General features: G+C 46.5%; 10 protein-coding genes. 4 read left to right on the top strand and 6 right to left on the bottom strand.

Annotated elements, in window-relative coordinates; all coding sequences use genetic code 11:
* Positions 1-67: 67 nt before the first annotated feature.
* From mltG to QUA74_RS02480, 5 genes are all read right to left on the bottom strand, one after another.
* Positions 68-1,192 (bottom strand): endolytic transglycosylase MltG, encoded by a 1,125-nt coding sequence (gene mltG, locus QUA74_RS02500; protein ID WP_333324630.1) that lies wholly within the window; start codon positions 1,190-1,192, stop codon positions 68-70.
* Between the two features lie 247 nt (positions 1,193-1,439).
* The gene (locus tag QUA74_RS02495) at positions 1,440-2,018 is read right to left on the bottom strand and encodes a DUF3727 domain-containing protein (protein ID WP_333324628.1); all 579 of its coding nucleotides are present in this window, start codon (positions 2,016-2,018) and stop codon (positions 1,440-1,442) included.
* 313 nt (positions 2,019-2,331) lie between these two features.
* Positions 2,332-2,793, bottom strand: a complete 462-nt coding sequence (gene ruvX, locus QUA74_RS02490) for a Holliday junction resolvase RuvX (RefSeq protein WP_333324626.1) — start codon at positions 2,791-2,793, stop codon at positions 2,332-2,334.
* Positions 2,794-3,056: 263 nt separating this feature from the next.
* On the bottom strand, positions 3,057-4,388 hold the full coding sequence (locus QUA74_RS02485) for a GNAT family N-acetyltransferase (protein WP_333324624.1): 1,332 nt from the start codon (positions 4,386-4,388) through the stop codon (positions 3,057-3,059).
* A gap of 192 nt (positions 4,389-4,580) precedes the next feature.
* The gene (locus QUA74_RS02480; protein ID WP_333324622.1) at positions 4,581-5,762 is read right to left on the bottom strand and encodes a F420-0:Gamma-glutamyl ligase; all 1,182 of its coding nucleotides are present in this window, start codon (positions 5,760-5,762) and stop codon (positions 4,581-4,583) included.
* A gap of 770 nt (positions 5,763-6,532) precedes the next feature.
* On the opposite strand from QUA74_RS02480, the gene QUA74_RS02475 reads away from it, so the two are divergent.
* Both QUA74_RS02475 and QUA74_RS02470 read left to right on the top strand, forming a co-directional pair.
* Entirely contained in the window at positions 6,533-7,858 is a 1,326-nt protein-coding gene (locus QUA74_RS02475; RefSeq protein ID WP_333324620.1) for a hypothetical protein, read from the top strand.
* A gap of 323 nt (positions 7,859-8,181) precedes the next feature.
* Positions 8,182-8,331 (top strand): hypothetical protein, encoded by a 150-nt coding sequence (locus QUA74_RS02470; protein WP_333324618.1) that lies wholly within the window; start codon positions 8,182-8,184, stop codon positions 8,329-8,331.
* Positions 8,332-8,386: 55 nt separating this feature from the next.
* On the opposite strand, the gene QUA74_RS02465 is transcribed toward QUA74_RS02470, so the two are convergent.
* Complete coding sequence (locus QUA74_RS02465) at positions 8,387-9,127, bottom strand: SIMPL domain-containing protein (protein WP_333324617.1); 741 nt, start codon at positions 9,125-9,127, stop codon at positions 8,387-8,389.
* A 202-nt stretch (positions 9,128-9,329) separates the two neighbouring features.
* On the opposite strand from QUA74_RS02465, the gene QUA74_RS02460 reads away from it, so the two are divergent.
* Positions 9,330-9,713 carry a YkvA family protein gene (locus tag QUA74_RS02460; protein ID WP_333324615.1) on the top strand — a complete coding sequence of 128 codons (384 nt, stop codon included), beginning with the start codon at positions 9,330-9,332 and terminating at the stop codon, positions 9,711-9,713.
* 209 nt (positions 9,714-9,922) lie between these two features.
* Positions 9,923-12,271 (top strand): DNA helicase PcrA, encoded by a 2,349-nt coding sequence (gene pcrA / locus QUA74_RS02455; protein ID WP_333324614.1) that lies wholly within the window; start codon positions 9,923-9,925, stop codon positions 12,269-12,271.
* Positions 12,272-12,281: the final 10 nt, after the last annotated feature.

Genomic DNA, 12,281 nt, shown 5'->3' with positions numbered 1-12,281 from the left:
AAGTTAATAATTATGGCTTTTCCTTTGTTACTTTTGACTTTTTACTTTTTTATTAGTCATTGCCAATCTATGGATTCAATCGTAACTGCTGCTCAACTTTAGCAATAGCAGCATCGTGTTCCGTCTGCGTGCGACTAAAAATGTGAGTGCCGTCGTATCGAGCCATAAAATACAGGTATTCTGTATTTTCCGGAGTCAGAGTCGCTTCCAGACTTGCTATTCCCGGAGATGCGATCGGAGTTGGGGGTAGTCCTGGATTTATATAAGTATTGTAAGGAGAAGGCGTTTCTACTTGCTTAAAAGTCAGAGGCTTTTCCTTAGTTTGCCTGATGCCGAGAGCGTATTCAACTGTCGGGTCAGATCCCAACGTCATACCCTTTTTCAGACGGTTGTTGAACACTCCAGAAATACGATTGCGCTCGGAAGCAACCACAGCTTCTTTTTCTACAATACTCGCCAGCGTCACCCACTCTTTCAAATCCAGATTAGTATTCTTCTGATTTTTTTGATATATCGGCAAAGCCAACTGCTCGAAACGATCGAGCATTTGCTTGATGACAGCTTCCGGGCTAATTGCATCACCGTCTAGCTGATAAGTATCCGGGTACAAAAACCCTTCCAAATGAGGCAGGCCACTCGGTAGCCAAGGGTACTGAGCGTAGGGAACTTGACTCGCCACCGCCATAAAATCCTTAGCCGGAAAAAAACCTTGCGCTTCAAAATAAGCGCTCATTTGTTGCAGCGACCACCCTTCTGGAATCGTGAAACTCTGCTGTGCGACTTCGCCCTTCCAAATTTTCTCAGCAACTGCACTCAGAGGCTGAGTCGGCGACAGTTGGTAAGTTCCTGCTTGAAAACCTCCCTCGCGGTTTTGCAGAGTCAGCCAGCGGGCCCACATATTCCATGCCGAACTCGATCGAATCAACCCCGCAGCCTCTAAATCCCGGCCAATTTTTTGACTTGGAGTACCCTCCGGGATTTGGATCGAAACAGCAGCATCCTCTCCGGGGGAAGTTGACGTTTCAGCTATTTTAGGCGGCGCCGAAGCCCAGCTCCACCAAGCCCAGCCTTGCCAAGCGCAAACCCCCCAGATTGCCGGCAGCAACGCCAGATAAAACAACCATTTAGAGACTTGCGGAGTACCTTTTCGGCCCTCGCGCGCCCTGCCTTTTGTCATTTGTTCTTTATTCATAGTCCGTTGTCCTGGATAAGTGGCGGTTAACTAGCGACTAATGACTGATGACCTGCGATTGATGACCGAAAAGTTACGAATACAAGCCCTTTAAAAGACCCAATTCACGCGGCCCAATTCAAAAGCCCGATCGCGAAGGCCGAAGCGGCCACCTCGAAAAAGTTCGATCGGGCGAGCAGTTTACTTTTTTATAAAATAGTAAAAAATTCTGCTTTTTGCCATCAGGGCTTGTGCCTGCCATTAATATCTAATCAAGCTCGTCAAAGAACTGGTCTTCCAGCATAGGTAACATCGGTTCCAGCCTTTGGAACTCTTCTTCCGAGAGCAATTCTGGCTTGCCGTCATCATCCATTCTAGCCAAGATAAAGAACGGGTCTAGAGGCGTATAAATTGCATATTCCTGTTCTTCGTGGTAGAAACTGGTCAGCCACATGAGCTCCTCGAACTCCGACTCCTCATCTGGATCGACATCAGATGCCATATCCTCTTCGGGAAATTCCGGCAATTCGCCAACCACAGTCAGCGTCACCGCTGTGCGTCGGAGCGTCAAGTTCTGCTCTTGCAGGACAACTTTAGCAGTCTCAAAAATTTTGTCAATTTCGGTCTCGTCTTCTACAGGAATTGCTGCTTCGTCGTTATCGTCTCCGTGCCAGGTAAAAATTTCTACTGGCGAGTCAATTGGCAGCAGCAAAGCGTATTCTTGACCTTCGAGATTCATAGAATATTCTATGTTGCAAGTCAGCGATCGCCCAACTTCATCCGTCAGGGTGACGGACTCTTCGTTGGAATTGCCATTCTCTTTTTTGCGGTATGGGGATGAGGACATCGCGTGTATCTTAGTTTTCCGTCAATAATTCAGTAACGTTGGCTTGACAATTGGGAATTTTCGTGGCGATATTCTGGCTAAGTGGGCAATCGCCAGTTCACAAGCTTAAACCGCGAGACTCGCGGCTTTTTCCACAGGCGAGGAGTGCAGCGTTTAAATCTCAGTCGAGTCAGCAAGCGACACTGAGGACAAATCACGATTTTGTGCTTCTTTAGTACCGAGGGTACAGCAGAATTTTCTCCAGTTTGTCAAGGGTTACAGGTGTGCGTAGCAAACTTGCACAACCAGGATATCACGCCTCTGTTACAAGCTATCAAGGATTGGGAAGGGCGGAGATATTTTGCCTTCGCTCGTCTAGCCACTCCTGCAAAATCAGGGCTGCTGCTTTGCGATCGATCGAACCCTTATTATTTTGCGACGGCGAAATCCCTGAAGCTTTCATCAATTCCTCTGCCTCAACCGAAGTCAGGCGCTCGTCCACGTATTCTAGGGGGAGCTCTAAGGCTGCGGCGATGCGATTCGCATATTTCTGCACCTGTCGGGCTTGAGCGCCCAATTCTCCGCTCAGGGAGTAGGGCAAGCCTGCAACCAAAATTTGCACTCTCCGCTCACAGACGATCTCTCGGAGATAAGCTACGTCTCGATCGAAGGACGATCGTACCAGTGTTGTAATGCCCGTAGCTATTAAACCCGTGCCGTCACACCCGGCGATGCCGACTCGTTTGAGGCCGATATCTAATCCCAGTGCTGAAATCCATAATTTATCCTTGGACATTATCAATCAAGCAATTTTAGATTTTAGATTTTAGATTTTAGATTTACTGTTTTTTTGCGGAAATAATCTTATTTAACGAACCGCGAAGACGCTAAGGACGCGAAGGAATAAGAGAAGAAAGTAAGAAGAAGATAGGTAATCTTAAGTTGATATCAATCAAAAGCAGAAGGGGTATTTTGGAATTATGACCGAAAAAATGAACTTTTTGGATGATTAATTCTATTTTTTTCTGTCTTCTACCTTTTACCTTCTGCTTTCAATTATTAAGAATTGAGTTCTCCGGGCCAGCCACCGTCTAGAGGCAACTCTGGCAGATTTAAAGGCAAAATGCTGCTGCCATCAGTTGCTGCTGATTCGGAATTTTGGCCACCCAAGGGGTTAACTTGATTCGTTTGGCTGTTTCCTGAGTCAGCCAACAGAGGTTTAATCTCACAGGACGGGTGCCCTGCTGTTGCTTCCCCAGCGATCGGGCCGAGCCAGGACATCCGGCCCGGTACGGGTTTGCGAGTTGGCTGGAAACTTTGCAACATTTCTGATAGCTGGAGTCCCTCGAGAGAGACCAACTTGGACTCGCGCAATTTGTGCCACACCGATCGAGACATCAGCAAACTGTGTTCCACGCGCACTGCTCCAAATTGCTCTAAATAAGCTTCCCGTTCCGGCTGATAGTCAGCGGAAGCCAGTTGCAGGCTTTGAAGTGGGAAATCTTGAACGAGGCGCGCCATCTGAGACAGCAGTTCTGGGTAAAGCCAAGTGTAGGCCGGGTGTACGGTCAACTGGGCGACGTGCGGTTGCTGGCCGTTGCGGGATAGCTGCACCTGAAAATAGCCGATCGCGGCTTTGCGCTGCGGTTCAAATACGTAACCGCTAACTACTTCTGTTTTGCCCAGCCACTGTCTGACACCTTCGATTAAAGCGCCGAAAAAACTGGTTTTGAAATCTTGAATGTGGCGATCGAATACTTGGCGCACCAGCGGCGGCATAGACGCGGTATCCAGTTGATAGAGCAACTGAGCGTCGGCGTTGCTGACCGGCAGCAGGTTGGGCAAATCTGGGGTCGAGTTGGCCATTTCTTGCAGGCGTTCTGGGGCGATCGTCCAGTAAGTCATCTGGGCCAAAGGCTGAAACCCGTTTTGCCGATACAAAGCCAGGGAAGTTGTGTCGCCGACATTCACTTCCAACAGCCATGTCCGCGCCTCCCAGACTGCCTCAAAGCAGTAGCGCAGCAGCATTGAACCAATTCCTTTGCTGCGGGCTTCCGGGTCTACTCCTATGCGATCGATCCGCCAAGTGCTGCGGGTGCGGTTGAAAGGAGAAATCTGAATTATGCCCTTAACAGTCCCCTCTTCTTCGGCAACGTGGGCCCGGAACAGAGACTGACAAGGGTTGGGAAACAAGCTAAAAATCTTTAGCAGTCCGTACCAGCGGCGAATCTGCTGCAACTTTCTACCTAGTACCAAGTCGCAGCTTGCGCCCTTGCGATTTTCTGGCTCTTCGGCTGTTTCCGCGCACAGTTGTTCCATCACCTCGATGTCGCGATACTGAAACGGGCGAATCACAACCTGGTTTTGGTTTTGGGAGGGAAATGAAGTCATAGCATAAAAGTGGAGAATGGAAATTTAAAAATAAAAATTCAGAAAGGGGAAGAGTTTAGATAAGTTTTGAGTTTTGAATGGGTAAATTTTGAGTTCAAAACTTATAACTTTTGATTCTTCTCCCTTTCTTGGTCGATCGAAAATTAAAAATTGCAAATCATCTTTTTGAATTTTTAATTTTCAGTTTTCAACTCAAGATTTTTGTGGTAGAGGTCGAATTACAACGACCGGTGTTCGCTCGTCACCATTCCCGGCGGGGTTGCTTCGTAAGGCTTGCTCTAAGAATGTTACCGATAAATCGGAGGTCGCTGCTAATATCTTAACTGCTTTCAAGTCATTAGCGTCTACGATCGCCGCGGCAAGTCCGGTTTCTCGTTGAATTTCTTCTACAACTTGCTGGGGATTGTCTGGGCCGAGGACAATAAATTGGTCGAAGGGAGGCAAAGTCCCGGTAACGTCGTCGATCAGCCTGGCTTGTTCCCCTGCTAGCTGGTAAAAAACTCCCGGTTTACCAAATATTTTAGCCACAGCGCCGATCGCAAATGCCGCTACTACGCGCCAAGGGCCGACTACATCAACCAACGTCTGCATTCCGCAAGCCGTGGCCAAACTCGACGTGGGCAAGAAAAACAAACACACTCGCTTTGCCGCCCATCCTGGTTTGACTTCGCTGGGATGGCGATAGCGTCCCTGCATCAAAGCTAGGGGAGTTTCTGCCAGGGCGACAATATCGCCTTTCTGGGCGCGCGGCAACACGTACCGCTTGACAATTTCGACGGGATTGTCCAGTTCTGCCAGTATGTGAGTGCGAATCGGCAAGACTTCTGCCACTCCGACATTTCTGGCGATGGGTACGGTGTCGGAGTTGGGAAATTGCAGCGGGACTACTACGTTACGGACTTTGGGGATGCGCCCGCCTGGGCCGTAGGTGACGAAGTGTACTTGCACCCAAGCTGATTGCAATTTGGTTAAATCTTGCCCTTGAATGTCTACAGAGACTTTAATTTTCGTGTTTTTTTGGGCTTTAACAATATAGCCGAACCAGTAATCGTCTGCTCTGGCTGCTGCCTCTTTGTGGCAAGGAATCACCTTGGTCTGGGAAGTAACGCCATCTAAACTTCCGTCAGACAGAAGTTTCACCTGTGCCCGCACTTCCGGCAACATAACCTCGAACCGCTGTGTCAGGTTGCGGAACTCCATTTCCCCGACTAAAAGATAGCGGTTGGGTTCGGAGATGGCTAAGTGCCATTCTCCGGCTGTTAGTTCTAGTTTATTTGCATTTCCAGTCCGGCGATAGTTCAACTCTAGGCCTAACCCGCCCAATGCTAGCAGCGAACCGGCTGCTGCGACTCCTGTTGCTAAAGTCTCAATCACTCAAATCACCGCCAATAATAATTTCTGTTTACTTTAGTCGATCTCTGTCACTTTGATCGACGATCCGGTAGTAATTGAAGTTTTGGGGGTTGTTGGGGGCGATCGAACTTATGCCCAATTACACGTAAGTGCGATCGCGCGTCTGTGGCTAAAGCGGCCAAGTTGCTGTTCAAAGAGCCCGTTAGTGAGTTAGCACACTCCAACATCTGGCGTTGCTTAATCAGGGTATGAAAAAAATAAGTTGAAAATTTGAAAATCCAGAAGGTTTGTGCATACTGATTTCTATGACTTCCTTATTTAGCCTTTCCTACCGTAAATCAGCAAAGTCTACAAAACAAATCACTTAATTAAATAATTAATTATAAAATATTAATCACAATATATTTTATATCCTTTTTAAACCTGGATTTATAAGCTGTAAATCTTTTTTTTCAATAGTTATTAAGCATTTACATCGGTAACTGTAGATATTTAATAAACTTTGCTTAATTTTAGAAATAAATAGTTAATCTCTTAACAAGTCTGTATATCTGTATACATGATACATGAGTTATTTTTGGATGGCTCAGGTAAGAGTGTGCCAGATGTCCGATCGCGCGCCTCCAGCTTTTTCCAAGTAGAATGAACAGCGAGTCGCTAGCGCCGTAGCGATCAGTACCTTTGCAAATCTACTTCTTAAGTAACAGTCAAAATCTCGTTCTTGAGCAGTAGATTTTAGTTGGAAGTAAGAGTTAATCTAGTGAATGTAGTAGTAATACCGAAGGATATCTATGACAGATAATAAGCAGACTTTTAACCAGCCTGATACAAATCCTGACTTCCCGGAAAAGAAAGTTGACAATAGCGAGAACCAGCAGCTTCAGGCTCAGACTAACGAAAATGCAGAATCAACGGAAGATCAATCATCAGGCTCAGGCATTGGTGCGAGGATAGCTGGAGCTGCCGTCGGTGGTATACTCGGTGCTCGCTCTGGAGGCATTCTTGGTGCTGTAGCAGGCTCAGTTGCTGGCGCTATGATTGGTAAAGGTACTGCTGATACGGTTAACCGTGCTGTAGATAATTTAGGGGATGCAGCACACGCTGTAGCAGACGGTATTACACACACTGTAGAAGAGCTAGGGACAGTAGTAAAAGAAACTGCTGAAGATGTTAAACCATCTATCAAAGCTACAGCAGAAGCAATCAAGGAGACAGTTGAGGAAACTAAGCCTTCGATTACAGGTATAGCGGAATCTGTCAATCAGACAGTTAAGGAAGCCAAGCCTTCTGTAGTAGAAGCAGTCAAGAGTGCATCCGAAGAAGTCAAACCTACGATTAGAGAAGTAAAAGATTCAGTCAAGCAGACAGTCGAAGGTGTCAAGCCTTCTATACAAAGTGCAGCGGACTCTATTAAGAGCACTGCCGATGAAGTTAAGCCTTCTGTCAAAGCTGTAGCTCAGGAAATTGAGGGGGCCACTCAGGATCTTAGATCGACTGTAAAAGATACAGCCAAGGCAGTGGAACCGTCTATAAAAAGTGCAGCCGAATCGCTTCAGTCATCTGGCAAGAGTGCAGCCGAATCAATCAAGTCATCTGCTCAAAGCGCAGCCGAATCTGCTAAAGGTGCAGCGCAGGATGTTAAGCAGGATGTTAAGTCATCTGCCCAAAATGCAGCCGAATCTGCTAAAGGTGCAGCGCAGGATGTTAAGCAGGATGTTAAGTCATCTGCCCAAAATGCAACTCCATCTCCTCAAGGTGCAGCGCATGATTTTAAATCATCTGCCCCAAATGCAGCCGGAATTGCTAAACCTGCAGTGCCTGATTTTAGATCCTCTGCCCAAAATGCAGCCGGAGCTGCTAAAGGTGCAGCGCCTGATTTTAGATCCTCTGCTCCAAATGCAACCCCATCTCCTCAAGGTGCAGCGCATGATTTAAAGTCATCTGCCCAAAATGCAGCCGAATCTGCTAAACGTGCAGCGCACGATGTTAAGTCATCTGCCCAATATCTAGCCGAATCCGCCGCAGAGGGAAATAAGGATAGCGATATTCACATCTCCGGCAGTCCAGAACTCAAGGATCAAGTGGTCATTCATGACAAGAGAATCATTAAGGACTAGGTAAAGTAAGGGCTTAACTCCAGCTTGTTAAAGCTAGCCCTAAGAAAGTTTAATAGAGAGTGGATCTTAGAAAAGAGTCCACTCTTTTCTGTTTAGGAGGAATGCGATCGTCTAGGGTTTAACGGAGAGTCTATTTATTGAGGAACTCTCCCCCTGAAAAAGGAGAGATTGCGTTCATAGTTCATAATAGGTTGTAGCTATTTGTCGTAACTGCTCACCGCAACAAAGTTGCGGTGAGCAGTTACACTTTAATTCAGAGCGCGCCACTTAATATTTTCTTAGATAATTATGAATTTTTCCACCGACTTACTTAGAGTGAAAGTTTGTTTGGCGCTCAAATTGTTAATGCTTTGATTGTTGTGGCTCTTGGGGGCGAAGATGCGGAAATATTTGTGTTGGAACGCGAACAATTGCTCGACTACTCGCAGAAGCGGTTAAAACGGCTAAGGTTTTTTGTAGAAAAAGCTGCTTGATCAATCGAGAAATAGTTAGGGTCAAGCTGATGTGGCCAGTTCAACCCCTAACTATTTAATATCCAAATTGCAAAGTCACAGAAACTTCTACCTGCTGTTCCCCTCCCACCACAGGCGTTGTAGCCTCAGCAGCAGCAGCGCGAGCACCTGCCAATTGCCGGTACATAGGAGGCGGCGCGCTAGCACCATTGACTTGAATGCTGAGAATGTCTCCCCGCTTGAGGTTGAGGGCGCTCAAGACTGCATCCGCTTGCGATTGAGCATCTTGAGTTGCTTTTTTGAGTGCTTGTTTTTGAGCTTGTTCGATCGCACTTTCGGCGGCGGCAAAACTCACGCCGTCGATACGTGTGGCCCCGGCATTCACCGCATCGTCGAGCAAAGTGCCGGCAGATGCAGTATTAATCCTAAAAGTGACGGTATTCGTCGCCGTATAGCCCGTCAAGCGCTGTTGGTTGTTGTCGTAGTTATAAATGGGATTGAGGGTGATGCCGGCAGTTTCTAGTTTTTCGACTTGGCGCGATCGCAGCAACTCTACCACAGCGGACGATCGCCTGGCCGCTTCCTGCTGCACCTCGGCCGCCGTTTTCCCCTGCACCTCAACCCCCAGCCGCACTTCCGTTTGAGTTGTAGGAATCGTTTCCACCCCCCGCCCAGTAACAGTCAACGTTCTGATCCGCTGTTCTTGAGCCGCCACCGGATCTAATCCCACGAAAGTAACGAGAGTTAAGGTTAAACACAACGCTGTTACCAGACTACGGAAATTAATGCGATCGCGACGTTGCAAATTTGAATTCATAAACTTGATTCTCCTCACATACAACAGATGCTATACTTTACCTTCCCACTGAAATTGCTAAATATCCGGGTTGTTACATTTTTAGCAACTAAAAAAAGTATTAGTCATTAGTCATTAGTTATTAGTCATTGGTCATTAGTCATTGGTCATTAGTCATTGGTCATTAGTCATTAGTCATTGGTCATTGGTCATTAGTCATTATATGCAATGGTTAAAACAAGCTGGCCGCCGACTCAAAAAAGAGACTTACGCTGTTTATTTAGCCAGTACAGACCAGAGAGTACCTTGGTACGCCAGAATTTTAGCAGGGCTTACGGTGGCCTACGCTTTTAGCCCGATCGATTTAATTCCTGACTTCATACCAGTTCTCGGCTACTTGGACGATTTGATAATTGTACCTTTGGGAATTTGGCTGGTACTGAAGATGATTCCGCCACAGGTTTTAGCCGAGTGTCGGGAAAAAGCAGCCGCAGAAATAGAGCGGGGAAAACCGATAAATCGGGCTGCCGCTGTTGTGATTATCGCCATCTGGATTGGCTTGGGAATATTAGCAGCAATTTGGCTGACACGGATATTTAAACGTTAAAAAAAATTACCTATCTAGTTATCGTGTAGGGTGCGCGCCGAGCACATTACCTTAAACAACTCGCTTGACCCAAAAATATTTAAAGTTTAAAAAATCACCGTTCTAGTTATAATATAGGGTGCGCTACGCGCACCTTACGTTAAAAAAACTCGCGGTATCGCATACCAAGTATTATTTACCCCTTAAAAAATTAAACTAACTTTCTAGCTATGACTCAAACCACTGATTTGCTCAGCCACCTCAACCCATCTCAGCGCCAAGCAGTCGCCCATTATAACGGGCCGCTGTTAGTAGTAGCCGGCGCTGGTTCCGGCAAAACCAGAGCTCTAACTTACCGAGTTGCTAACTTAGTTCGCACCCATCGAGTCGATCCTGAAAATATTCTGGCGGTGACATTTACAAATAAAGCCGCCAGGGAGATGAAAGAAAGAATTGAGAAATTGCTGGCAACTCAGCAAGCTGAAGCGGAATATGGCAAACCTTTGGTAGACTTGACTCCGGATGTGCAGACGAAATTGCGATCGCAAATTTACCAGAGAATTACCAAACACATTTGGATGGGGACTTTTCACTCTTTGTGCGGTCGCATTCTCCGCTACGATATTGAAAAATACCAAGACGAAAAAGGCCGCCAGTGGAAGAAAAATTTTTCGATTTTTGACGAGTCAGATGCTCAAAGTCTCGTCAAGCAAATCGTCACCAAAATCCTGAACCTCGACGACAAGAAATTTGACCCGCGAAAAGTCCGCTATATCATCAGCAATGCTAAAAATAAAGGGTTGTCGCCTCAAGAATACCAAGCAGCAGAACCGGATTACAGAGGTCGTGTGATTGCCGATGTTTACAGTCGCTACCAAGACGCTTTAGCTGCCAACAATGCCCTAGATTTTGACGATTTAATCCTCGTTCCTGTTAAACTTTTGAGCCAAAATGAGGAAGTATTAAGTTACTGGCATAAAAAGTTTTGCCATATTTTAGTTGACGAATACCAAGATACAAACCGCACTCAATACGATTTGATTCGGATGCTGGTGACAAATAACGCCGACCCGAAAAAATTCGATAAATGGCAAAACCGCTCGATTTTTGTCGTGGGCGATGTCGATCAATCAATTTACAGCTTTCGGATGGCAGATTATACCATATTGCTGGAATTTCAAGAGGATTTTGGAGATGGTTTGTCAGACGATAAAACTCGGACAATGGTAAAATTAGAGGAAAATTATCGATCGCGCGAAAACATCCTGCAAGTCGCGAACCACTTGATTGAACACAATACCGAACGGATCGAGAAAATTCTGCGGCCGACTCGCGAACCGGGAGCTCCGATTGTTGTCTGGCGCGCAGACAACGAATTAGATGAAGGGGAATTTGTAGCAGGTCAAATTCATTCCTTGAAGCGCCAAAACTCCGAATACGAAAACGGCAGTAACTTTGCGATTCTCTACCGCACAAACGCTCAATCTCGATCCTTTGAAGAAGCGTTAATGCGTTTAGACATTGCCTACAATATTGTCGGTGGCCTCAAGTTTTACGATCGCAAAGAAATCAAAGATATCCTAGCATACCTGCGGACGCTTGCCAATCCCGACGATAGCGTCAGCCTCAAACGCATCATCAATACTCCCCGCCGCGGCATTGGCGATACCACATTTTCCAAAGTCGAAGACGCTGCAACTCAATTGGGCATTCCGTTGTGGGAAATCCTCAGCGATGAATCTTCTGTCAATACTCTCGCAGGGCGATCTGCAAAAGCTATTATTAAGTTTGCCGAAATGATTGGTCGTTGGCAATCGCAAGTTGAAACCCTGCCCGCTTCGCAAATTGTCCAAGGAATTATCGAAGATTCAGGCTACATTGACGATTTGAAAAATCAAGGAACCGAGGAAGCAGAAAATCGCATAGAAAACGTCAGAGAATTGTACAATGCTGTGCTGCAATTTGAAGAACAAAACGAAGAACCGACGCTGACATCATTTTTAGCAAAAGCATCTTTAGCATCCGATTTAGATGACTTGCAGGAAGAAGATTCCCGCGTGTCGCTGATGACGCTGCACTCAGCAAAAGGGTTAGAATTTCCCGTGGTATTTCTAGTCGGAATGGAACAGGGTTTATTTCCCAATTTCCGCAGTTTGGACGACCCGAAAGCGATCGAAGAAGAACGCCGTTTGTGCTACGTCGGCATCACTCGCGCCCAGGAATTGCTATTTCTCACCCACACTCGCGAACGCCGCCTTTGGGGAGGTTTCCGGGAACACTGCACCCCTTCGCTATTCTTAGGGGAATTGCCGACACATTTGCTGGCTGGAAGTGCGAAGAAAACTAAAGCGGGGAAAACGGCTGCATCTAAGGGAAAAACTAATAATTCAGCAGCTAATTCCGGCAGTTCTCAACCGGCAGAGTGGAAAACAGGCGATCGGGTTTTTCATCATGCTTTTGGAGTTGGAGAAATTACTCACGTTTTGGGAGAAGGCGATAAAACTAATCTGGCAATTAAGTTTTCAGGTGTGGGCAGAAAAATCATCGATCCGAGAACAGCTAAGTTGCAGCGAGTGTAATAGAAAAGCA

Source organism: Microcoleus sp. LAD1_D3, assembly GCF_036702135.1.
Lineage (GTDB): Bacteria > Cyanobacteriota > Cyanobacteriia > Cyanobacteriales > Microcoleaceae > Microcoleus.
The sequence above is the reverse complement of the archived record's forward strand: the minus strand, read 5'-3'. Positions and strand labels throughout refer to the sequence as shown.

What these genes read in the sequence shown, in the direction of transcription:
- ruvX (WP_333324626.1), bottom strand. Translation starts at nt 2,793, where the DNA reads ATGTCCAAGGATAAATTATGGATTTCAGCACTGGGATTAGATATCGGC.
- QUA74_RS02495 (WP_333324628.1), bottom strand. Translation starts at nt 2,018, where the DNA reads ATGTCCTCATCCCCATACCGCAAAAAAGAGAATGGCAATTCCAACGAA.
- QUA74_RS02465 (WP_333324617.1), bottom strand. Translation starts at nt 9,127, where the DNA reads ATGAATTCAAATTTGCAACGTCGCGATCGCATTAATTTCCGTAGTCTG.
- pcrA (WP_333324614.1), top strand. Translation starts at nt 9,923, where the DNA reads ATGACTCAAACCACTGATTTGCTCAGCCACCTCAACCCATCTCAGCGC.
- QUA74_RS02485 (WP_333324624.1), bottom strand. Translation starts at nt 4,388, where the DNA reads ATGACTTCATTTCCCTCCCAAAACCAAAACCAGGTTGTGATTCGCCCG.
- QUA74_RS02460 (WP_333324615.1), top strand. Translation starts at nt 9,330, where the DNA reads ATGCAATGGTTAAAACAAGCTGGCCGCCGACTCAAAAAAGAGACTTAC.
- mltG (WP_333324630.1), bottom strand. Translation starts at nt 1,192, where the DNA reads ATGAATAAAGAACAAATGACAAAAGGCAGGGCGCGCGAGGGCCGAAAA.
- QUA74_RS02475 (WP_333324620.1), top strand. Translation starts at nt 6,533, where the DNA reads ATGACAGATAATAAGCAGACTTTTAACCAGCCTGATACAAATCCTGAC.